General features: G+C 62.0%; 19 protein-coding genes. 8 read left to right on the forward strand and 11 right to left on the reverse strand.

Features of this window, described 5'->3' with window-relative positions; all coding sequences use genetic code 11:
* Positions 1-12: 12 nt before the first annotated feature.
* Positions 13-870: an NlpC/P60 family protein gene (locus GGD53_RS20550; protein ID WP_184458712.1), complete on the forward strand. Its 858-nt coding sequence runs from the start codon at positions 13-15 to the stop codon at positions 868-870.
* On the opposite strand, the gene GGD53_RS20555 is transcribed toward GGD53_RS20550, so the two are convergent.
* The 11 genes from GGD53_RS20555 to GGD53_RS20605 form a co-directional block, all read right to left on the reverse strand.
* Entirely contained in the window at positions 867-2258 is a 1392-nt protein-coding gene (locus GGD53_RS20555) for an amidase (RefSeq protein ID WP_184458754.1), read from the reverse strand. The two genes, GGD53_RS20550 and GGD53_RS20555, sit on opposite strands and share 4 nt — an antisense overlap.
* Before the next feature lie 23 nt (positions 2259-2281).
* Entirely contained in the window at positions 2282-3142 is an 861-nt protein-coding gene (locus GGD53_RS20560; RefSeq protein ID WP_184458713.1) for an ABC transporter permease, read from the reverse strand.
* A gap of 3 nt (positions 3143-3145) precedes the next feature.
* Complete coding sequence (locus GGD53_RS20565) at positions 3146-4093, reverse strand: ABC transporter permease (protein ID WP_184458714.1); 948 nt, start codon at positions 4091-4093, stop codon at positions 3146-3148.
* A 267-nt stretch (positions 4094-4360) separates the two neighbouring features.
* Positions 4361-5890, reverse strand: a complete 1530-nt coding sequence (locus GGD53_RS20570; RefSeq protein ID WP_184458715.1) for an ABC transporter substrate-binding protein — start codon at positions 5888-5890, stop codon at positions 4361-4363.
* Positions 5891-6000: 110 nt separating this feature from the next.
* Complete coding sequence (locus GGD53_RS20575; protein ID WP_184458716.1) at positions 6001-6996, reverse strand: P1 family peptidase; 996 nt, start codon at positions 6994-6996, stop codon at positions 6001-6003.
* A 126-nt stretch (positions 6997-7122) separates the two neighbouring features.
* Positions 7123-7317, reverse strand: coding sequence for a hypothetical protein (locus GGD53_RS20580; protein WP_184458717.1), 195 nt, complete (start codon positions 7315-7317; stop codon positions 7123-7125).
* 520 nt (positions 7318-7837) lie between these two features.
* On the reverse strand, positions 7838-10765 hold the full coding sequence (locus GGD53_RS20585) for an aminotransferase (protein ID WP_184458718.1): 2928 nt from the start codon (positions 10763-10765) through the stop codon (positions 7838-7840).
* A gap of 119 nt (positions 10766-10884) precedes the next feature.
* A complete protein-coding gene (gene purU / locus GGD53_RS20590) occupies positions 10885-11769 on the reverse strand; it encodes a formyltetrahydrofolate deformylase (protein WP_184458719.1) in 885 nt (294 codons plus the stop codon).
* A 306-nt stretch (positions 11770-12075) separates the two neighbouring features.
* The gene (locus tag GGD53_RS20595; protein ID WP_184458720.1) at positions 12076-13092 is read right to left on the reverse strand and encodes an acyltransferase family protein; all 1017 of its coding nucleotides are present in this window, start codon (positions 13090-13092) and stop codon (positions 12076-12078) included.
* 54 nt (positions 13093-13146) lie between these two features.
* Positions 13147-14427, reverse strand: a complete 1281-nt coding sequence (locus GGD53_RS20600) for a hypothetical protein (RefSeq protein ID WP_184458721.1) — start codon at positions 14425-14427, stop codon at positions 13147-13149.
* A 2-nt stretch (positions 14428-14429) separates the two neighbouring features.
* Positions 14430-15479, reverse strand: coding sequence for a glycoside hydrolase family 5 protein (locus GGD53_RS20605; protein WP_184458722.1), 1050 nt, complete (start codon positions 15477-15479; stop codon positions 14430-14432).
* A gap of 136 nt (positions 15480-15615) precedes the next feature.
* On the opposite strand from GGD53_RS20605, the gene GGD53_RS20610 reads away from it, so the two are divergent.
* From GGD53_RS20610 to GGD53_RS20640, 7 genes are all read left to right on the forward strand, one after another.
* Positions 15616-17244, forward strand: a complete 1629-nt coding sequence (locus GGD53_RS20610; RefSeq protein WP_184458723.1) for a GumC family protein — start codon at positions 15616-15618, stop codon at positions 17242-17244.
* 61 nt (positions 17245-17305) lie between these two features.
* Entirely contained in the window at positions 17306-17632 is a 327-nt protein-coding gene (locus GGD53_RS20615) for a hypothetical protein (protein ID WP_184458724.1), read from the forward strand.
* Positions 17633-17879: 247 nt separating this feature from the next.
* The gene (locus GGD53_RS20620; RefSeq protein ID WP_184458725.1) at positions 17880-18170 is read left to right on the forward strand and encodes a DUF982 domain-containing protein; all 291 of its coding nucleotides are present in this window, start codon (positions 17880-17882) and stop codon (positions 18168-18170) included.
* Between the two features lie 484 nt (positions 18171-18654).
* The gene (locus GGD53_RS20625; protein WP_010030001.1) at positions 18655-18840 is read left to right on the forward strand and encodes a helix-turn-helix transcriptional regulator; all 186 of its coding nucleotides are present in this window, start codon (positions 18655-18657) and stop codon (positions 18838-18840) included.
* A gap of 16 nt (positions 18841-18856) precedes the next feature.
* Positions 18857-19759, forward strand: a complete 903-nt coding sequence (locus tag GGD53_RS20630; RefSeq protein ID WP_184458726.1) for a hypothetical protein — start codon at positions 18857-18859, stop codon at positions 19757-19759.
* 110 nt (positions 19760-19869) lie between these two features.
* Positions 19870-20139, forward strand: coding sequence for a hypothetical protein (locus GGD53_RS20635; RefSeq protein WP_184458727.1), 270 nt, complete (start codon positions 19870-19872; stop codon positions 20137-20139).
* Between the two features lie 57 nt (positions 20140-20196).
* The gene (locus tag GGD53_RS20640) at positions 20197-22938 is read left to right on the forward strand and encodes a DUF3987 domain-containing protein (protein WP_184458728.1); all 2742 of its coding nucleotides are present in this window, start codon (positions 20197-20199) and stop codon (positions 22936-22938) included.
* Positions 22939-23212 lie beyond the last annotated feature (274 nt).

Consider the following 23212-nt stretch of genomic DNA (forward strand, 5'->3'; position numbering starts at 1 on the left):
AAAGGAACACAAATGACGATGCTCGACCGCCGCCTGCATGCCTATCGGCCGGATCTCGCGGAAGCGGGGCTCGAGGGCAAGGTGGAGGCGTCGCGCTTCGTGGAAGGCGCCGCAGCGCGTGTTGCCCTTCCCGTCGCCGCCCTGCGCCCTGAGCCGGAACTTGCCCGCGGCATCGATACGGAACTGCTCCTCGGCGAGGATGTGACCGTTTTCGATCGCGCCGACGGCTGGTGCTGGGTGAAAGCTGCCTCCGACGGCTATGTCGGCTATCTCAAGGCGGAGGCGCTCGCGCAAACCGGGCCGGCGCCGACCCACATCGTCACCGTACAGCGCACCTTCCTCTATCCGGAGCCGGAACTGCGCAAACCGCACCGGGCCATCCTGTCGATGGGAAGCCGCGTTCACGTCGCCGGCGAGGCGGAGGTGCGCGGTAATCACTACGTGGTGCTGACGGACGGCACGGCGATTTTCGCCAGACACGTGCAGCCGATCGGCGCTCTCGACGGTGCCGATTATGTCGCGATCGCCGCCCGTTTCCTCGAGACACCCTATCTCTGGGGCGGCCGCTCCGGCCTTGGCATCGATTGCTCCGGCCTCATCCAGCTGGCGATGCTGATGACCGGCAGATCGGCGCCGCGTGATGCCGACATGCAGGCGGCCGGACTCGGCGAACCGATCGACCGCTCCGAAATCCGCCGCGGCGACCTGGTATTCTGGAAGGGCCATGTCGCCATTTTCGAAGATCCTCAAACCATTCTCCACGCCAACGGCCACAGCATGACGGTGGCGCGCGAGAATTTCGAGTCGGCCGTCGAGCGCATCGGCTCGCTGTACCAACGGCCGACCGGCTATCGCCGCCCGTTTAGCTAAGGGATCGGCGGCTGCGGCCAGACGCTCACGCCGCCGGTCCAATCCTCGAAGGCTTTCGACAGTCTCAGCACCCGCATGTCGTCGAAACGTGGCCCGACGATCTGCAGCCCGATCGGCATGCCCGACCGGGAGAAGCCGCAATTGATCGAGGCGGCCGGCTGATCCGACATGTTCCACGGCAGGGTGAAGGCGATATGTTCGAAGGGCCTCGCTGGATCGTTGGTCGGCGATGCCCATTCGGCCGGATAAGAGACGATCGGGTTGGTCGGCGAAAGCAGGGCGTCGACCGTGGTGAACAGCCGTCCGCAGCTCCTGCGCATTTCGATCGTCTGATTGAAGCCTCTGACGGCATCGACGCCGCTGATATCGGCGCCGGCCTTCGCCCAATCCCTGATATAGGGCAGGATGCTGTCGCGCCGCTCTTCGTTGAGCCCTGCGATATCGCTCCACAGGCGGGCGCGCCAGAACGTGTCGAGCCCGTCAAGCATCGCGCGCGTCAGCACCGGTTGAACGGAAACGATGGTCGCGCCGGCCTGCTCGAAACGTTTTGCCGCCGATTCGACCGCGGTCCTGATCTGATCATCGACAGCAAACCCGCAGCCGGCATCGAGCATCAGGCCGATCTTCATGCCGGAGATGTCGACAACGAAATCCATCCAGTCGAAATCGTTGGGCGGCAGGCTCGTGCCGTCGCGCCAGTCGGGCCGTGACAGCGTCGCCATCGAAAAAGCGGCGTCCTCGACGGTGCGCGTCATCGGGCCGAGACAGCGCCCGACATAATAGGGATCGGCCGGAATGCGCCCGTGGCTCGGCTTGAAGCCGAAGATGCCGGTCCAGCCGGCAGGAAGCCGTACCGAACCGCCTATATCCGTGCCGATGTGCAGCGGCCCGTAACCAGCCGCGGCCGCGGCCGCGGCGCCGGCGCTCGATCCACCGGGATTCTGCGCGATGTTCCAGGGATTGCGGCTGAGAGGATGAAAGCTCGACAGGCCGGAAGAAAGCATGCCGTAATCGGGACAGGTGGTCTTGGCGAAGATCACCGCGCCGTCCTCGCGCAACCGCGCGGCAGCCGGCGCGTCGGCCTCCGCCGGCTTGAGTTCCACCGCCCTGGTGCCGAGCGGCACCGGCTGGCCCTTCGTCGCGATCAGTTCTTTCAGCGTTGCCGGGATGCCGTCGAGCGCGCCGAGCGGTTGTCCCTTCGCCCAGCGCTCCGTCGAAGCTTTCGCCTGCACGCGCGCCGCCTCAGGGTCGTAGAGGTAGAGTGCTGAGATTGACGGCTCCCAGGCGGCGATATGGTCTTCGAGGGAGAGCCAGTATTCGAGCGGCGAGAGGCTCTTATCGGCGAAGCGTCGCCTGAGTTCACGGATAGTAAGGTCGGTTTCGGCCATCGGCGTTCTATTTCGGAAGGACATCAGCGGCTGGCCTCGCGTGGATCGAGAAGGTCGCGCAAGCCGTCGCCGAGCATGTTGAAGCCGAGGACGGTAAGCGCGATGGCAAGGCCGGGCAGGACCGCCAGCCAGGGGGCCAGCGCCAGATAGGTTTGCGCATCCGCAAGCATCCGGCCCCATGTCGGCGCCGGCGGCGCCATGCCGAGCCCGAGAAAGCTGAGACCGGCCTCGGTCAGGATCGCCAGTCCGAGCTGGATTGTCCCATGCACGATGATCTGGCTGATGATATTCGGCAGCACATGGCGCAGCGAAATGGTCAGGCGCGTATTACCGATGGCGCGCGCCGCCGTCACATAATCGCGGCTCCAGGCCTGCAGCGAGGTCGCCAGCGTCACCCGTGCAAAGACCGGAATCATGAAGACGGCGATCGCGGTGATCGCAGTGAACCGCCCCGGCCCGAGAAAGGCGCCGAGCACCATGGCCGACAGGATCGGCGGCAAGGCGAAGATGACGTCGCAGATGCGCATCAGCAGCGCTTCGGCTGGACCGCGGATCGCCGCGGCGGAGATGCCTGATATCGAGCCGAGCGTCCCGCCAATCGCAACCGCGGTGATGGCGACCGACAGGGAGTTCCAGCATCCCGCCATCAGCATCGACAGCACGTCGCGGCCGAACTGATCCGTGCCGAGCAGGCCGAAGGCAAGCGGCGGCTGCAGTTTATGGATGATCTGCATCTTCGCCGGCGGCAACGGCGTCCAGACGAGCGACAGCAACGCAACGGCGACCAGCAGGCCAATGATCACCGCTCCGGATATTAAGTTGATTCGCCGGCTAAGTTTTAAAGCCCGGCGACTGATGGTGCTGGCGGAAATGACGGAAGTCATGCTTCAGGCCGCCTTTCTCATCCTGGGGTCGATTGCCAGATAGGAGAGATCGACGATGAAATTCACCACGATGACCAAGCCCGCGAAGAACAGCACGACATCCTGCATCACGATGATGTCGCGCTGGGAGAGTGCCTGAAGGGCGAGCCTCCCGAGACCCGGCAGGTTGAAGACGTTTTCCACCAGCACCGCGCCGGCGACCAGAAAGGTGAACTGCAGCCCGATCATCGTCAGAATCGGGATCAGCGCATTCGGCACGATATGCCGCCACAGCACCGCACTGCTTGATAGCCCCTTGGCCACCGCGGTGCGGGCAAAATCCTCATGCATCGTTCCAAGCACCGCCGAACGTGCGACGCGCGTCAACACCCCCGCCTGCGGCATCGCCAGCGCGACGGCCGGCATGACAAGCGCCTGCAATGCCGGCAGAAGACCGGCGCCCCACCCCGGGAAGCCGCCGGCTGGCATCAGCCCGAGCATCGTCGAAAACAGGATGATCAACAGCAGCGCCATCCAGAAGGCGGGCACGGCGATACTGATCTGCGAAAAGAGCGTTGCGATGACGGCGAAGACACCGCCGCGGCGCGAAGCGGCCAGCACGCCGAGCGGCAGGGCAATCGCCACCGAGAGCACGATTGCCATCAGCGCCAGTGGCAGCGTCACCGCTAGCCGCTCGACGATCAATCCCGCAACGGGAACGCCATAGGTTAGGGAATTACCGAGGTTTCCGGACAGGACGCCGGCCAGCCACCGCCCGTAGCGCGGGATGAGCGGCTGGTCGAGGCCGAGCTCGTGGCGCAGCGCTGCCAGCGTTTCCGGGCTTGCCGAGGTGCCGAGCATGATCGAGGCGGGGTCACCGGGCAGAAGATCCATGACGGCGAAGATCAGCAGCGAGACGATGAGAAGCGTGAGGATGAGGCCGGCGAAGCGGCGGGCGAGGAGGTTGATCATATTGGACCGAGTACCGCGGCAGGCGAACGCGGCACACCCTCTCCTCCCTCATTCCTGTGCTTGTCACAGGAATCCAGCCACGGCGCGTCGGCGCCGTGAATGACACTCATGCGATGAGGCGGTTCTTCCGCGCCCAAGGACTTGGGCGCGCTGGATTCCTGTGACAAGCACAGGAATGAGGGAGCGAGAGGTTCGCGTGAATCGACCATATCCGGCTGTCCTGCTTCCTGCACCGAGGCCATCGCCTTCACCGTATTCCCCGCTCGCTCACTCCTCCCAATAAACCCCCGACAGCACATTGGACGGGATCGGCTCGTTTTCCCACAGCCCCTTCAGTTTCCTGTCCCAGACGCCGAGTTTCGGCATGACGAAGAGGTAGAGCGCCGGCACGTCCTCGGCGAGGATCTTCTGCGCTTCGCCGTAGATCGCATTTTGGGCGGCGGGATCGGCGGTCTCCTGGACCTTCTTCATCAGCGCGTTGAAGGCCGGGTTCCGGTAGTTGAAATAATAGGGATCGCGTGCGTAGATGTCGATGTCGAGCGGTTCGGCATGAGCGACGATCGTCATGTCGAAGTTGCGATCCTTCATGACGTCCTGCACCCATTTCGCCGGAAATTCGGTCGGCTCGATGTTCATCGTCACGCCGATTTCGGCAAACATCGCCTGCATCACCTGGGCGCTACGCGGCGCATAGGCCATTTGCGGCGATTTGATCGTGAAGGTGAAACCGTTGGGGTAGCCGGCCTCGGCTAGCAGCGCCTTCGCCTTGTCGACATCATAGGGCAGTACGCCGGTCATGTCCTTGTAACCCGGATCGTTCGGCGTGTAGTGGCTGCCGATCGGCGTGCCGAGGCCGGACCATGCGCCGTCGATCACCGTCTGCCGGTCGATCGCCATCATCAGCGCCTGGCGGACGCGCCTGTCGTCGAAGGGCTTTTTGGCATTGTTCATGCCGGCGACGACCTTGAGTTCGGTATTGCCGATCTTGGTGACGAGCCTGGCATCGCCGTCGAAGGAACTCATCAGCTCGGGTGCGGCAAATTCCGGAAAGGCATCGAGATCGCCGGATTTCAGCGCGGCCGCCTGCGCTTGCGGATCGGCAATGAAGCGGAAGGTCACCTTGTCGAGCTTGGCGGACGCATCCTTGTTCCAGTAGTCGCCGTTCCTGGCGAGTTCGACCCTGTCGCCCTTCGTCCAGCTGGCGAACCTGAAGGGACCGGTGCCGATCGGCGTCACTTTGTCGTTGTCGGCCGTCTTCGGGGCGACGATGACAGATGCCGGCCAGCCGAGCCAATAGATCAGGCTGCCGGTCGGTGCCGAGAGATGCAGCACCAGCGTTTCCGCATCCGGCGTCTCGATCGAGGCGATCGAGGCGAAGAAGCGCTTTTGCGGATTGACCGAATCCGCGCCGCGGGCGCGGTCGAGCGCAAATTTGGCGGCGGCGGCATCGAAGGCTTCGCCGTCATGGAATTTGACGCCGGTCCGCAGCTTGAAGGTATAAGTCAGGCCATCGGCCGAAATCTCCCAGCTTTTCGCCAGCTGCGGCTGGACCTTGCCGGTCCGATCGACCGTCACCAGCCCCTCGAACACATTTTGCCAGGTGACCTGGCCGATCGCGACCGGAGCGGCGATCGTCGGGTCGAGGCCTGTTGGTTCGACGCTCATGCCGAGATTGAGGGCGGTCTTGGCCGCTTGCGCCGGTGTCATTGCCGTCATCATGAGACCGGCCGACAGGGCAGCACCAAGGGAAAGCCGGCTGATGAAGCGCGCCGAAGACGCAAACGATACCTTCATCATCATATCCCCCGGCACATGATTCGGTCCGCACCAGCTCGTCGAAAATACATCAGCGCCAGGATCTGCATTCACGTGTCTCCGCCATTTTATCAGATTGCGACCCTATTCAATCAACCGCGCTGGGGATAGCGGTCTCGCCATGCTATTTGCGCGCCTTCGGCCGGAAGGGCGCTCGCCATATAGATGCCGCGCGCGATTGCCCGCGCCATGACGATGGTGGCGAGGTGGCAAAGTTCCATCAGGCTTGCCATGTCGTTTCTGGAATGTTTGGCGGTCGAAGCGGCAAAGACGGTATCGCCGTCGAGCGGCAGATGGGCCGGCAGTAGCGCCCGGGCAAGGCCGTCATGACCGGCGAGCGAAAGCCGATGCGCTTCCGCCTTCGTCAGCTGCGCATCGGTGACGACAGCGCCGATCGTCGTTGCCGGCGTGCTCATCCCCTTGAGCCGCATCCGGTGATCGGTCGTCGCAGGCAGCCCTAGCCCGCCGAATTCGCCGTCTCTCTCGAAGGGTGCCGCCCAGAAATGCGGCCCGTCGCCGATCGTTGCCGAACCGAGCGCATTGACGGCGACGATCGCGGCGATGCGATGGCCGGCGCTGCTGACGGCAGTGGCCGAGCCGAGCCCGCCCTTGAAAGTGGCCGTTGTCGCCCCTGTGCCGGCGCCGGCGGTGCCGAGCGCGAATACGCCCTTCGTCGCGGCCTTCAATGCCGTATAACCCATCTCACGATAGGGAGAGTGAAGACCCCAATCCTTGTCGCCGCCGTTGAGCAGGTCCATCAAGATCGCTTGCGGCACGATCGGAATCTTGACGGGCCCGACTGCAAAGCCACGGCCAGCTTCGCGCAATCCCGCCTGCACGCCGCCGGCCGCATCGAGTCCGAAGGCGGAGCCGCCCGAGAGCACGAAGGCATCGACGGCACCGACGGTCATTGACGGGTCGAGCAGGTCGGTGTCGCGTCCGCCCGGCGCGCCGCCGAGCACCGTGCCGGATGCGACCGCCGGCTCGTCGAAGACGATGACCGTGACGCCGGATCCCAGCGCGAGGTCGGTCGCATGGCCGACGGAAACGCCTTCGATGTCGGTGAGCAGATTGAGAAGATCGGGCAAGGGCTGATCCTGGTGACGCTGATGCGGCCGATAGGACTGCAATTGCCTTAAAAAAACAAGACCGGCCCTGTTGGCAGGACCGGTCACATCAGAAAAGCCGCGAAAGTCGGTGGCGGCCGCATGCTGTCAGGCATGAAGCGGCTTCGGATGACGGCGGGTCAACAGGTCGTGGATGGCCAGCCGCACCTCGTCGGGCGAACCGAACCGCTGCTCATCGAGGTCGTGGACGTGGAATTTCACGGCGATGAACTTCAGCCGGTCCTCGTCGGGGATAACGATGCCGACGGGAACGCCTGCATATTCGATAACTTGCTTCTTCATAGATAGAACTCCTGCCGCGCGGGCATGCGCAGCCATGGCGAATTGACTTGTCTGGTACCGTTGAAAGGAGGACGAACGTCACATTCGACAGTTCGGGCGGGAGAGGGCGCCCGGACGGTCATTGCCAAGCACAGATCGCCCAAGGAGAGTGGCGAGAATATCGATGTCTATCATGTCTCGTTCCTTTCGTTGGCGTTGCGCTCGATGGTCCCGGAAGAGCCCGGGCCGGTGATGGCTGTCTTCAATATCGACTAACTTAGTAGAGATTACCTGACGGCCTGTCGGAAACATATTCCGAAACGTGTCAAAATATCGACGATCCGAAAAAATTCATTCCATCCTGGCCCGAACTTACAGAAAGAAACATATCAGCTCTTCGTAAAATTCGCATGACAGAATCGAAACTCTTTCGATCGCCGCAGCAGAAATAGGAAGTCTGTCTGATTCCGGCAATGGGCCTCGTCGTTTAAAATCGAGATGCCTCGAAATGACCGATTTGGTTAACGCCTGAGAGCATGGATCACCAGCCTTCCTGGAGCACCTTTTCCAGCATGTCTGCGAAGAAATCCGCGCTTTCGATACTGAGGCAGAGCGGCGGCTTGATCTTCAGCACATTTTGGTGATCGCCGGTCGGCTGCATGATGATGCCGAGCTCGAGAAGCCGGTCGCAGATCGCCGCGGTCTCTTCTGTCGCCGGCTCCAGCGTCGTTCTGTCGCGGACGAATTCCAGTCCGAGATAGAGACCCATGCCATGGACGGCGCCGGCGATCGGATGCCGGTCGATCAGCGCGGCAAGCCGGGCCTTCAGATGATCGCCGACCGTTCGGGCGTTGTCCCGCAGCTTCTCGTCGGCCATGATGTCGAGCACCGTTATGCCGGCGACGCAGCTGACCGGGCTGCCGCCGGTGGAGGAGAAGAAAGGCCCTTGCTTCTCCAGCGACTGTGCAATCTCCCGTCTGGTGATGACGGCGCCGAGCGGATGGCCATTGCCCATGCCCTTGGCGACGGTGATGATGTCGGGCACCACCCCCTGCTGTTCGAAGCCCCAGAAATAATGGCCGAGCCTGCCGTACCCGACCTGCACCTCGTCGGCGATGCAGAGCCCGCCGCGGGCGCGCACCTCGGTATAGATCTCCTTGAGGTAGCCTTCCGGCAACGGAATGCCGCCGGCATTGCCGTAGACCGATTCGCAGATGAAGCCGGCAAGGCCCTGGCCGCCGGCGTCGATCGTCTCGAGCACCGGCATGACCGTGGCAAGATACCTTGCCGCCGTGTCGGGTCCGCGAAACGCGCCGCGATAGGTATTCGGCGAAACGGCCGCATGCACCCAATCCGGTCGTGTGGTCAGCGCCAGCGGATTGTCGGCGATCGACGTGGAGACGGCGTCGCTCGCCGCCGACCAGCCATGATAGGCTTCGAGCAGGCAGAGCATGTTGCGGGCACCGCTATGGGCTTGCGCCAGCCGAATCGCCAGATCGTTTGCCTCCGAGCCGCTGTTGACGAGGAAGACCGCGTCGAGGCCATCAGGCGCGAGCGCCGCGAGACGTTCGGAAAATTCCGCAATCGCCGCATAGTGGAAGCGTGAATTCGTATTGAGCCGCAGCCATTGGGCGCTGATTGCCGCCGCCATCCTGGGATGGCCGTGGCCGAGAATCGTGACATTGTTGACCATGTCGAGATAGGCGCGGCCCTCGACATCGAACAGGTACTCCCTCCAGCCGCGCTCGATCTGCGGCGGCGCGGCATAATAGTTCTTCTGGGCGCTGGCGAAATGGGCTTGCCGCCGGACGAGCAGTTCGGCGGTCTCCGGTTGCGGCGCATCCGCTCCGAGGCTCAAAAGGGGCGAAGGCGAGGGGCAGAGAACCGACCAGGCCGCTGCCTCGCGCGGCGTGGCGAAGAGCGGGGGCTCCAGGCTTGCGACGCTGCAGAGCTGGAGGCGCAGCCCGCCAAGCGACGACGCCTCTCCGAAAACCGAACCGAGCGGATCCCCGGCGGCAAGCACGGCGCCATCCTCGACCAAAGGGTCGAGGCCGTCGAGATGCAGGGTCATGCTGTCGTCCGTCAGCGTCAGATGCTGGTCCTTCCAGCCGATACGGCCGGCAAAGGGCGCCGCGACCGCGCTTCCTGCGGCAAGGCAGATGTCGACATGCAGGGCGAAGGTCGCCTGTGCCCTCGCGTTTCCAAGGGCAGCGCGGGAAAGCCGATATTCACCATAGCGCGTCGCCGCCGTGCCGTTTTCGGTTGCAGCCCGGGCAAGCAGCCGCCAGTCCATATCGGCGTCCAGCCAGTTGCCTGCGGAAAAATACGCACTTCGTACGCCAAGATCGACATAGGCGATCGCAGCCGGATCGATATCGGGCAGCAAAGGCAGCCATGCTGATGCCGACGGGGCGGCGACATCCGCGCCGGCCGCCTTGAGGATGGCGGCTTCCATGAGTTCGAAGGGAACCGACATCACCGTATCGAAGATTGCCCGCTCGCGGTCGAGATTGCTGCGGACATAGTCGTTATCGGGATCGATCGACATCTGCTGTTCGCTGCTGGCGACGAGGATGACCGCGCGGGCGACGATCAGCGGCCAGAGCGCCTTCAGTTCCTCGTCGATCAGCGGGTAGATCGCCTGATAGGCAGTGACGGCGGGCAGGATATGAAACGGATCGCCATTCGCCTGATGCAGCAGCGAAGCGCAGGTGACGGCAAGGTCGCCGACCAGCCAGCCGCGGATGATGTCGCCGAAATCGATTACGCCATCAGGGATCGTGTGGCCATGGGCGTCGCGATGGCCGACGACATTGTCGCCGGTGACGTCGTGATGGACCGCCTGGAGCCGAAGCGACGGCGCCAGGGGCTGAATGCGGCGAACGGCCATCACCATGGTTTTGGCGATCCGGTCACGGGCAGCGCTGTCGGTGATGGCGGACAGCAGCTGGACGGCGACAGGTCCGGCACGTCGCAAATCCCACTGCAGGCTGCGGTCGAGGCCGGGATGGTCGAAATCGGCAAGCGCCTGCGCCAGCCTCGCACAGAGCGCGCCAATCGCCGCGACGGACGCCGGCGCCAGATATCTCATCTCCGTCAGCCCCTGGCCTTCCAGAAATTCCAGAAGCCGGACCTGGTAGCCCCGCCCGCGCACGGTAAGGGCGACGATCTCCCGCCCGTCATTCGTGGCGATCACCTTCGGAACGCGTGGCGCATCCTGCCGGCTCTTGAGGTGATGGAGCGCCGCATTCTGCGCTTCCAGCTCGCGGGTCTCGTAGGCGGCATGGCAGAACTTCAGGACGTATCGACCGCGATCGCTGTCCACGCGGTAGTTCCGATCCTGCTGGCTGCCGAGTTCAGTAAGCGTGCCGGACAGGCTGTAATGGCCAAGAAGGATTTCTTCCGCGTCGGCAACGGTGACGTCGGGACGCGGCAGCGTCATGCGATCAACAAGCGCCTCGTCCGTCATGACACCCCTCTCGCAGCATGATTCGATTACCCCTTAAGCGAGATAATCAAATACTTGCCGCTGGCAGGCAACGGGAGATTGTTGTCTGCCAGCAAAAGAGATGCGCGGCCTCGGCCGACTCACCCCATCCGTTCGGATGCGTAGCTTCCCGGGCTGGCCGGGAAGACCACGGTGCGGTTGCCGTTGATGAAGGTGCGATGATGGATATGGGCGTGGATGGCGCGCGCCAGCACCTGGCTTTCGACGTCGCGGCCGATCGAGACATAGTCGTCGGGCGACTGCGCATGGGTGATGCGGGCCGTGTCCTGCTCGATGATCGGGCCTTCGTCGAGATCGGCGGTGACGTAATGGGCGGTGGCGCCGATCAGCTTGACGCCGCGCTGATAGGCCTGCTTGTAGGGGTTGGCGCCCTTGAAGCTCGGCAGGAAGGAGTGGTGGATGTTGATGATCTTGCCCGACATCTGCCTGCAGAGCTGGTCGGAGAGAACCTGCATGTAGCGGGCAAGCACGATCAGCTCGGTGCCGGTCTGCTCGACGAGATCGACGAGCTGGGCTTCGGCCTGCGGCTTGTTCTCCTTCGTCACCTTGATGTGGTGGAAGGGGATGTCGTGGTTGACCACAACCTTCTGGTAGTCGAAATGGTTGGAGACGACGCCGACGATATCGATCGGTAGCGCCCCGATCTTCCAGCGGTAGAGCAGGTCGTTGAGACAATGGCCGAAGCGCGACACCATCAGCAGCACCTTCATGCGGCTTTCGCTGTCGTGGAAGTCGTATTCCATGGCGAAGGGCGCGGCGACGGCGGCAAAATCGGCGCTGATCGCGGAACCGGAAAGTCCTTCCTCCGAAATGAAGCTGACGCGCATGAAGAACCTGCCGGTATCGAGATCGTCGAACTGTGAGCTGTCGACAATGTTGCAGCCCTTGTCGGCCAGATAACTCGAAATCGCCGCAACGATGCCGCGCGTCGATTTGCAGGATACCGTCAATACATAGCTTTTCATGTCTCTCCCTCTTCCCTCTTGGAGGCCGCAGCCCGTGCTTAGATCAAAGCCCGTGCCGCGAACAGGCCGGCGCACTTTCATTTATGCGACAAATTGCAAGATAAACCATCACGTTCCTGCAAGTTCTCTCATCGCGACATCAGCTTAGGAGAAGTTGCTCAAAACGCTGTGCCGCCAGCGCCGCCCGGATGTGTATTCTCGCCTTCAGTGAATGAAATTAAAGCATGTCGCTGAAAGCTGATGAGCAATTTGCGACATCGAGAGGCGAGAAACCAAGGATGTGGGGCGGAACGTGAATTCGAAGGGTTAGGCCGGCGGACGGACTGCCACGGCCACCTTCCGGCGCGGCGTGGTGATTTCATGGACGATTGCGCCGCCGATTGACGACAGCACCAGCCCCAGGATCACGAAGAGCACCGGCTGCTGCAAGATGCCGATCGGCAGGCGGTCCGAAGCCACCCTCAGGAAAGCGAGCGTGAAGGCGTGGGTGATATAGATGCTGTAGGAGCAGTCGCCGAGATAGTTCAGCCATCCCAGAACCCGCAGCCGGGAAAAGTCGATGGAAACTGCCCCGTAGATGATGAAGATCGCCGGAATGCCCCAGGCGTAGAACCGGCTCTCCGGCGGCATCAGCGCTTCGTTGATGAAGAGGAACACAAAACCGGTGGCCAGTGCCGCCCATGCCCAGCGGTTCGGCAGAAGCACCTTCTGCTCGTAAAGCCAGCCGAGCACGACGCCGGCGAGAAATTCAAGCATGATCGGTTCGCCATAGAACCTGGTGGCCGTCGTTTCCGGCAGCAGCCGGCAGGCAATCAGGATCACGGCAAAGACGGCAAACATTACCGGGATCCGGCGGGTTTCCGAGAGCGGCAGCAGCAGCGCAAACATGAAATAGAAGAACATTTCGTAATTCAGCGTCCAGCCCGGCACGACGATGGGGGTGATCGTGCTTGGATCGGCGGCATTGGCCCATGGCAGAAAGAGCAGCGAGGCGATGAGATGCGGAAGGTCGAACACCGTCGATTTCAGCAATGACGGGGCAGCCAGCGCCACGATAGCCGAAAACAAGGTTGCCAGCCAATAGAGCGGCACGATCCTCCTGATGCGGCGGCGCGCGAAATCGATGGAACTGATCGCGCGCCCGCTCGTCGTCAGCCACATCACGAAACCGCTCAGCACAAAGAAGATATCGACGCCGGTTTCGCCATAAAGAAAAGCCGTGGCGTCGACGGCGGGATTGACCTTGGCAAGCTGCAATATCGCATGGAAATAAACAACCATCAGCGCCGCAACCGCGCGCAGATATTGAAGCTGGACAAGCATCTGATGTCTTGCTCCTCGGGCTCGCGGACGCCGGTTTCCACCGTGCCGCTGCGGTCAACTCAGTACATCTGCCGCGCGACCCTGTCGGATGCGCGGGCTGTCGTGGAAGCGCATATATCCGACGACGAACCACAAGAGGCCGGCAATCTTCATCGAGAAAACGGCGGTCCCCCCGATCATCATATTCAGAAAAATGAAAAGAGAAAGTGAATGAGCGCAGCGCCGCTGCGCCGCCGTACGGCCGGCGGGGAAGAGGCAGACGAATAGCCAGAGCGCGACGACGCCGAAGATCGTCGCCGCGTAGATCAGATAGACATAACCGCTGTCGGCGAACTCTGCGACCCTGTCGACCGAAAGCCCGAGTACGGCGAGAGGATCGAGCTCCATGATCTTCTTCATCGTCAGGTTGATGCGGCCGGTAAAATTGTCACCTGTCGCATTGGGTTTGAGGGTATAGACGACGAACCCCGCGGCGACGATCAGCGGCATCAGCGCCAGATTGAAATTCCGCGGGATCTTCGGAAAGACGAAATAGCCGACGATACAGGCAAAACAGAAGATCAGCATTGTGCGCGTATCGTTCGTCACCAGGATCAGCACCGCCGTGCTGATGAAGAGCAGCCGGTCCCAGCGCCCCAATCTTTCCCACATCGAAATCAGGTAGATGGCGATCACACCGCAAAAATTGGCAAGCGACACCTGTTCGAGGAAGATTGACGACGAGCGATGGTCGATGATGCCGAAGGAAAAGCGCTCGGGAAAGCCCAGCGCGTTCTGGAACAGGCCTGTCGTGTTGTAGCTCAGCGGCAGCAGCCCGCGCGTATTGGCGAAATAATCGGACGGATGCACGATGCTGACATAGAAGGGCACGCTGATAATCTCGAAGATCAGGAAGATCAGCACCGTAAGGCTTGCCCAGCGGAAGGCCAGCTTCATCGTTCTCTCGTTGCTCCAGCCGCCGAGGCCGGTAAAGCAGAAGATGATCAGCACGTTGCGGAAATGATCAACGAACGGCATGCGGTTGAGCACGCTGACATAGATGGTCACGACAAGCGTGAACAGCAGGAACAGGAAGGCCGGCAGATCCGTCTCGTAGATCCCCTTATGAAGGATGTAGATGACCGCGCTTGCCAGAATCAGGCCTTCGCTGGCGGCGACATGTGTCATCGACAGCGGCATGATGTTGTGGTTGATGAAGGCGAGAATGCCGTTATAAAGCATCGAAAGCAGGCCGAGCCAGAGCACCGGATGGTCGATACGCGACGCCCCGCCGGCCGCATCGAGGCGGTTGCCCGCCGCGGTGAAAGTCGTTGCTTTCTGATCGACGGCTGCCACGGTCAGTTCCCCGCAGGCTTGACGGCGGTGCAGGCGCCGGCATCGGCCCTCACCGAAGCGGCGAGAAGCCGCATCTGCGGTCGCTCAGGGCCCTTGCCCGGCTGAACGTTGAAAGCTTCGTCCGCCGGCCACCATTCGCCCGCCGCCCAATAGGACCAGCCGAGCCAGGCGTCGCTATTATCGGACATGGTGGCGTAGATCTTGCTCAGGCCGCTCATGCAGTCCTTATCGGCGGAGCCGCCGAATTCGCCAAGAAAACCGCGTTTATGGTTCCGCTTCAGCCAGGCGGTGACGCCGGCGATGGCCTCGACCGCGGCGGCGGCGCCTTCGCAGGTGGCATGAGTTCCCGACGAATCCACGTCGAGATATTGATGGACCTCGTAAGCGTAGAAATCGAGCGGATCGCGCACGCCGAGCATGACAGTGCCGTTGGCACCGCCGATCACATCCTCCTCCCAGCTGTGAGCGCCGCTCCAGGCGGTCCCCGGTACGAGGATAAGATTGCGAGCGCCGACGGCGCGGATGGCGCGGATCGCCGCGTTGGCGGCATCGAGCCAGTCCGTCGCCTTGATGTCGTGCGGTTCGTTCATCAGGCCGAAGAGAACGCCGTCCTGATTGGCGAATTCGACCGCGAGCCTTGCCCAGAAGTCGGCGAACGCGGCGTCCGTCGCCGGCGCGGTGCCGATCTGCGCCTTGTCGTAATAGCCGAAATTATGCGGGTCGAGCAGAACGGCCATGCCCTGCTTTCGGATCAGGCCGACAGTATCCTTGATCCGCTTGAGTTCGTCTTCGTCCAGCCGCCCGCCGAGCGCCGGCTGCAGCCGCTCCCAGCGGAACGGCAGCCGGATTATCGTCATGCCCTTTTCGGCGAAATAGCGGATCGTCTGCTCGCTCGGATAGATGTAGTTCGTGCCGTAGACGGCGCCGCGCTCGCTATATTCGCCGCCGGAAAGATTGACGCCGCGATAACACGGCGCGCCGGCCGCAAAGACCGGCGACGGCATGAGGGCGGCCGCAAGCAGCAGCGCCACCAGATGTCGTGTCGTCCTCATGGCTATCCTCGCAATCACGGCAAAATCGCAACATCGACGTCGCTGCGCCTATCTTAACGGTCCGTTAGCTAAGAATTTCTAAAGTCTCGGCACCTCGGCTTCAGTCTTTCACGCTGGGCGGGACACGAGTGCGCGTATGAGCCAGTATGACAGGAACAGGGTAAGCCGGCTGCCTGGCTGGCGTAGTTACGAGCCGTCTCCGACTGCGTCGGAAGGCGTGCGCCCGCGCAGTCCCGTTATTCGTCCGGATGATTTCGCCCGTCCCGAGCCCCAACCCGCCCCACCGCCTTTCGTGCCGCCGTCGGCACGGCTTGCAGACATCCGTCGATCCGAGCCGCCGCCCGCCGCTGCCGTCGAACCGCCTGCGGCCCCAGAACTGCCTGCGGCCAACGTGCCGCTGCAGAACACATCCGCGCCCGCCGCCCCGCTTCTCGACCTCCGCTCCAGCATCGCGGCGATCTGGAGCCGCCGGCTGGTGGTGTTTGTGCTGGCCCTTGTCGGAGCCGTCGGGGGCGGCGTGGTGGCGCCGCTGATCGGCCAGAAATTCACTGCCGTCAGCAGCCTCTATTTCGATCCGCGTCAGATCGGCCTTGCCGAGGCCGGCGCGCAATCTTCAGGCTCGTCGCCGGAGATGATCTCGGCGCTGATCGACAGCCAGGTGCAGATTCTGACTTCGGGCAATGTGCTGCGCCGCGTCGTCGGGGCGATGAAGCTCGACGAGGATCCGGAATTCAACGGCGGCAGGACGGATGGCGCGGCCGTCATCGGCACCCTGCAGAAGGCGCTCGTCATCACCCGCCAGACCGGCACCTATGTCGTTTCGCTCGCCGCGACGACGAATGACCCCGAGAAATCCGCACGGCTTGCCAACCAGGTGGTCACCTCCTTTACCGAGGAGGAAAACAGCGCCTCGAACGGCCTCTACGAAAACACCTCCTCGACGCTGGACGGACGCCTTGCCGACCTGCGTCAGAAGGTGCTGGAGGCCGAGCAGGCGGTCGAAACCTTCCGGGCCGACAACGACATGGCCGCGACCGAAGGCAACCTGATCTCCGACCAGCGCCTCGTCTCGCTGAACACGCTCTTGGTGACGGCGCAGGAAAAGACCATCCAGGCGAAGGCCCGCGCCGATGCCGTCGCCAATCTGCGCGTCGAAGACATCGTCGCCGGCAACCAGGCGGAGGGCGGCGTCACCTCGCCGCTCGTCAGCCTGCGTCAGCAATATGCCGCCCAGGCCGCCGCCGTCGGCAGCCTCGAAAGCCAGATGGGCACGCGTCATCCGCGCCTGCAGGCGGCGCGCTCCTCGCTGCAGAGCATAGCAGGCGAAATCAGGGGCGAATTGCAGCGCCTCGCCACCTCGGCAAAGGGCGAATACGAGCAGGCCAAGGCTGCCGAGGACAGCGTCGCCAAGGAGCTCTCCGTTCAGAAGGCGCTGCAGGCGACGACCTCGGACAAGCAGGTGGAGCTGAACGAATTACAGCGCAAGGCGACGGCGGCGCGCGATATCTACGAAACGGTGCTCAAGCGCTCGAGCCAGACGAGCGAGGAACAGAACCTCAGCCAGAGCAACATCCGCGTCATCTCTCCGGCCGAACCGCCGGTCAAGGCCGACGGTCCGGGGAAGAAGATCCTGATGGTCGCCGGTATCATCGGCGGCTTCCTCGCCGGGTTCTTCCTGGGTGCCGCCATTGCCATCCTCGTCGGTCTCTTCGGCCACCCCGTCATCGGAGGCTATTTCAGGAAATCGCCCGCCGCGGCGGCTTGATGCGGGCCGTCGGTTTTCCTACATTCAGAGGAAGCGGTTTGTCGCCGGCAGGAGAGTTCCCATGCGGCTGTTGCTTCTGATATCTATCGGCGTCCTGTCCAGCCTCGCCCCGGCGTCAGCCTTCGCTGTCGACTGGACGAAATCCGTGGATTCGACCGTTCAACCCCTCTATCCCTACAAGGGCCTTCCCGGCGTCAAGGCGCAGCCGGACAAGAAGGAAGAGGAATCCTATAATTGCCGCACCGAGACCGTTCAGATCCGCCGCCGCTATGACGACATCTTCCGCTCCGGCGGCATGCCGACTCTGATGTATGTCTGCGACCGCGATGGCTTCGTCACCATGGGCGAAAAGGTTCCGCTCCGCGGCCACTATCAGCCGGTGCGGTAAGAATCCCAAGCGGCGGTGCGATGATGCAGGCGTGCCCGCCGGAGGGCTTGCGGGACGCCGGAAGACGCGGCTGAGTATTCCGCAGGCGGCCATGCCCTGAACATGGAACCGCGTCCGCACCGCTCATTTCATCTCTTGCCGAAATCATTCATGAAACGCTGCTCTATCGGGCAACGAACGCGCCTTCCGCTCCCCGGCATGCTTCTTGCACCATTACTAATATTCTAACCTTTGGGGAGAAAGTGTCATGCAATGGAACGCATCACCGAATTTTGCACCTCTTGTCCTCTTTCTTGGCGGTCGGCGAAGGATCGTCAAGACGCTCCGAGACGCAGCCGAAGTTCTGATCATCGATTGGCCGTTCGACGATGGAGAGGAATATGTCGCGGCCGTGAAGGCTTGCGACGATGCCGTCGCGGGAGAGGCCGGGATGGAGGAATTGAGGGAATTGCTTCTTCGCGCCGCCAGGGAAGCCGGCATTACGGCTTTGTCGGTCGTATCGGATAGCGGGAAGACGACACCCCATATGGCGGCGTAACAAGCCTTCAACCTGCATCGCTCTTGGAACCAGTCTCCAGACAAGCAGGTCAATGACCTCTGTCAACAGAGCCAAGTGCGTAATTTTGGAATGATTTGAATATTTGATCTAGGCAGTGATCAAAAGGAAATGGTGCCAGAAGAGGCAGTAAATTCAAGAGATAAGTTTTTGATATTCAATCAGAATATTTGCGTGCAGCGGCGCAAGTACCAACAATAGTGCCAACACTAGTTTGGCTTATTAGTGGGTGACGGCCTTGGGAGCCGCGCAGCTTCGCGGTGTCGAGCATGTAATAATTTGTGATCGCAGCGTAATTCCGGCGTGAAATCAGTCGATTGCACCACTTTGTATGCTGGTTGTATTGCACTAACTAATTGAAATATCAGGATGTTTTGCGCTGGCGGTGCTTTCGGCGAGCGTCCAGATCGGTTATCTTTGCACTTATAGCGGGCCGTATGGGTCCGCAGGAAACCAGGAGCAAAAGATGACTGCCACTGACCGTTTTATTCGCCTCGCTGACGTCCAGGAAATGATCGGCCTGAAGGACAGCCGGATCTACCAGATGATCAAGGCCGGCGAGTTCCCGAAGCCGATCAAGCTTGGCGCCTCTTCGCGCTGGTCGCTACGCGCCGTCGAGGCGTGGATGAGCGAACGAGCCAATGCGGCCTGAAGGCGAGGGATCTTTGATGACCCGTGGCCGCCCAAACAAGGAACTGCATCCACGAACTTTCGTCGGGTGGGCCGAACGCGCCGAGGCAGTGTTGGCCCCATGGAAGACCGACCGAGAACCATATCTCGTCACCAGTTACGTTAACCCGGCGCTCACGCGCTATCGCGAGATGCGCTTTCGACTGCGAGCGGATATGCAGAAGAGAGAGCTTGAGGCAGCGTATCCGACTTCCGACGACGAGTTGATTGAGCGACTGGCGCTCGAAATGACGCTCAGAAAATCGCGCGAGGCATATGACGCTTACGCCCGGCCGACCGTTGCGGACGCTGCGAAAGCCCGCCGAAAGGCGCTCGTGGTTGGCGTGGCGTTTACCCTCGTCGGCCTGAGCGGGAACACATCGGACGTGTTCGGGCGGACAGCGGCGGTCTTAGGACGGAACATGCCCGAGGGCGAAAACCACGGAGTGCTTCTCGCACAGGATATCGAGCGGGAAATAGAACGCTTTATTCGGGCAAACCTCGGCAGATGGCTTGGGCCTACAGCATATCAGCCCGACGAACACGGTTTCCCGCCTCTCGCCGATGCGGCAGCGCTGAGCCTGATGATCAGGGCGCATTGCGCTTTTCAGATGTTCAAGCGCTTCGAACCCCGTCTCGCAAAAACCGGAACTGACCGGGAAGCGGCGGAAGCCAAGATACAGGCGATCATCGACAGCGGAGAGTTGTTCGAAGTCGCGCTGGAAGTTGAGACAGTTGAAAGAAGCGACATCACAGTGGAGCACGCGCGGCTCGCGTCTACCTGGCTACTAGAGCAAACGGTCAAAACGGCGCGCCGGATGTTGGCCGGCAAGGGCTACCGACCGAAGCACCGCAGCCCCGGCGATGGGTTCCGTGCGGTTGTTTTTGGGGAAACCGCGTAGGGCGGCATCGGGTTTTGAACGCGGCACAAAATCAGCGCCCAAACCCCGATATTTTTGCACCGCTAGCACGCCTATCCTTTCGGTTCACCGACCAACAAAGGAATACCGCCTTGAAGCTCGTTCAGAACGCGCCGGTCATCGACCCAATCCCGATATCCGAAGCAGCGCTGTTGCTTGGCCGGTCCGAGAGATGGGTTCGGGCGTACCGACAGGTTGGCGCCCTCGCCGCTGCAGAAATCGAAGGCCGGCAGGCCGTGACGCGCCACAGCGTGGATCTGATGCGCACGGCGCTCGCCGCCGGAGAAAGAGCGAGGTCGCCCAAGATTGTCCGCGCCCGACGCCGGCAGGGGCACCTCAAACTCATCGTCGACAACACTTGAAAAACGATAGACCGGCCGAGCGGGATAGACTCGACCGGTCCGAAAGGTAGTTCAGTAATGCTTGGAGAATATAGCAATTCCGGCGCGTCGAGGCAATCGGACGCTAGTTTCGCGGCGCAATACAGGGCCCGCCAGGGCGCTCTTTCGCTGTCAAAGCTGAGTGGCGCACTTGCCCGGCCGGAACAAGAGGTCGAAACCCCGAAGGCAGACACGACGGAACTGACCGCCGATCCGAATGAGATGCAGCGTTTCGTGCACGCGGTGTTCAAGCGCTGTGTTGGCGATGATCGCAAGCCGTTCGGTGGTCGCCTGGCACTCCGAGCGTTCACCAACGAAAAGGGCAACGCGCCCGTATTGACGGAATGGGAACCGCTGGCCGGAAAGCCGGTGGCGAGTGCCGTGGAAGCCGCCACGCGTGTTGCCCGACGTCCGGCCGATCAGGCTGCTGTGTTCGCGCCGCCCGTCTGCGTTTTCAACGAGCATGGCAAGGCCAGCGAAGCGGACGTATTGGCAGGCCCCGCCATCATCGTCGATCTGGACGGAAACCCGACGAGTGGCAGGCAAACGCTCGAGGCGGTTCTTGGCCCCGCAACTCTCGTAGTTGCCTCTGGCGGCATCTGGACCGCGCCGGACGGCTCGCCGGAACCAAAGCTGCATCTGTACTGGCGGCTTACGTCGCCGGCAGTGACGAACGAAGAGAAGGCGCTGCTGCGAACGGTCCGCAAGCAGGCCGCGGAATTGGCTGGCGGCGACGCGACGGCCGCCGCGCTGTGCCACCCGATGCGCTGGCCTGGTAGCTGGCACACAAAGGGCGCGCCGAACATGTGCAGCATCGTTGGCGGTGACGAGCAACGCGAAGTTCGACTAGCTGACGCCGCTAAAGCTCTCGATGTCGACACTGCCGCCAGTCGCGAACGCGGCGACAGACAAGTCGGCCAGTCTTTTACGACGAGGACGGAGTGGACTGAGGCGCAGCTTATGGATGTCGCTGAAAAGCTGCCGAACACCGATCTCGATTGGGATGACTTCAATAGCACAGGCATGGCGTTCTATGACGCGGCGCACGGAAGCTCGCACGGATACGAAGCATTTCGGACATTCAGCGCGAAATCCGCCAAGCACGATGACGCAGAGACCGAGGCGCGGTGGGAGCACTACAAGTCATCCCCACCTGACAGGATCTCGGGTACGTGGCTTATCGATCGGGTGCGAAAGTTCGCTGACCCGATGTATGTGCTGCCTCATCCAGAGCTGTCCGAAGTCGAAAAGCAGGAACTCCGCGATCTCTTCCACTCAGGTTCCGACGACACCATCGCACCGCAAGACATCTTCGGGCACGACGCGCCGACACGCCTGAGAACCCCGCCAGACGGTTGCCTTCCTCCTATGCTAGCGCGTTTGGTGCGCAGCGAGGCCCGGCGCAAGGGGGCGTCTGAAGCCTTCACGGCGGCGGCGGCTCTCGCGACAATCGGCAGCGCTATCGGCGCGTCCTTGAGAATTCAGGTACGCGACCGCGATACGACATGGACCGAGCCTGCCGCATTGTGGTGCGTACTCGTCGCCGATCCCGGCAGCGCGAAGTCGCCCGTCATTAGTACCGCGCTGAAGCCCCTGAAGGCGCTGGATGGCGAATGGCTTGCGGTAGACAGACCGAAGCATGCGGCGTGGACGCAAGCCGCCAAGCGAGCCGCGCGCAAGGGTGAGCCTATTCCGCAGGAGCCACCGCTGCGGCGGGCATTCGTGGACGATGTCACGGCCGAAAAGCAGGTTGGCATTCACGCCGACAATCCCCGCGGCATCATGCGTTCAACGGATGAACTGGCCGGCATGCTCGAGACGTTTGGCGCCTACAAAAAGTCGGGCGGAGGCGACCGATCCATGATGCTGCGTCTATTCGACGGCGACAGCGTCACAGTCGACCGCGTCACGACGGGCAACCTGTTTGCAAAGCACGCGCTCATGGGCGTCCTGGCCGGTTCGCAGCCCGACAAGCTGCGCCCGCTGGTCAAAGACTTGCAGACCGACGGACTGCTCCAGCGCTTTTTGTTTGTGCTGGACGATGGCGCTCGTGTGCCGCGGATCGACGAGGAAGAAGACGAAGAGGCGGCCGCAAATTACAGGGCGCTTATCCGTCATCTGGCGACAGCGGAGTATGTCTTTCCGCAGCCGGTAAAGCTCTCCCCTGCCGCGCGCACGCTGTTCAAAGCGTTCATGGATCAAGTGATCGCTTTGCAGGATCTGACGGGCGCGAGCAGTGCGTGGAAGGGCCATACGTCGAAATGGGAGAAGATCGCAGCGCGGTTCATGCTCATCTTTCACGTGATCGAGCAGTTTGGGGTGTTCGAGGGCGCGCAACCTGAATTGCCGATAGAGGGCGACACTGCCAATCGAGCACTGGCCTTTTGCCGCTTTATGCTGCGTCATTCGTTGGCGTTCTATACGCAGTATTTCGACCCTGACCCAAGCCACAAAGAGGCGATTGGACTGGCGGGCTATCTTCTCACGCGGCCGGACATAGCCGAAATAAAGCGGCGTGATATCGCCAACGCTAGAACGTCGCTCAAGGGCGGGGAAAATCTGCGCAGGCTCCTACACGCCACGATGGCGCTCGAGGAAGCCGGTTGGTTGGTCGTGAAGGAGCGTGCGGCCGACGGCCCGACCGCCTGGCGCGTAAATCCGCAGATCCACGAACGGTTCGCCAAGCGCGCGGAACTGGAACGGACGGAACGGGCGAGGAAGCACGAAAGCATCATTCAGGCGGCCGAAGCACGGCGGAAACTGCTGGAGGGCGGAGAATGAGCGTTTGCCGTCATTTTTGTGGTAGTTGTGGCTTGTGCGCGCGAGGTATATTTAAATCGCCACTCCCTCTCTTTCCTAATCTATCTCTTAAATTCCTTGTTCTTGTAAATGTATCCGTGACGCGCAAGCCACAATTACCACAAGCCACAAGAGCGCCAGAGCAAGACAAAGGGAAGGCAAACGGAAATCGAGAGCGGGCATGTTGTCCTGCTGCAGTTCGTATTACTGCGGAGCGCTCACACTGCTTGGGGTCCAATTCCATAATACCTCAAAC

The sequence above is a fragment of the Rhizobium aethiopicum genome (genome assembly GCF_014197535.1).
In the GTDB taxonomy this organism is placed as follows: domain Bacteria; phylum Pseudomonadota; class Alphaproteobacteria; order Rhizobiales; family Rhizobiaceae; genus Rhizobium; species Rhizobium aethiopicum_A.